Origin of the sequence: Streptomyces sp. NRRL S-1022, from assembly GCF_000720135.1 — a bacterium.
GTDB lineage: Bacteria > Actinomycetota > Actinomycetes > Streptomycetales > Streptomycetaceae > Streptomyces.
Genome location: NZ_JOIU01000206.1, coordinates 1 through 254 on the forward strand (window position 1 = coordinate 1; position 254 = coordinate 254).

Below are 254 nucleotides of genomic sequence, written 5' to 3' on the forward strand. Positions count from 1 at the left end.
GACGCCCCGTCTCCGGCCACGGCCGGGCCTCGGTGAGCAGTGAGACGTGGCCGGCCGACCAGTCGACGTGGGAGGTCGGCGCGTCGACATGCAGCGTCGGCGGCAACTGCCCGTGCCGCATCGCCATCACCATCTTGATCACACCAGCCACACCAGCCGCCGCCTGCGTGTGCCCGATGTTCGACTTCACCGACCCCAGCCACAACGGCTCCACCCGGTCCCGGCCGTACGTCGCCAGCAGCGCCTGCGCCTCG

The 254-nt window shown here is 71.7% G+C and carries 1 pseudogene; it reads right to left on the reverse strand.

The features are described 5' to 3' along the window. A pseudogene (locus tag IG05_RS0141585) lies at window positions 1–254 on the reverse strand (modular polyketide synthase); the annotation flags it as partial.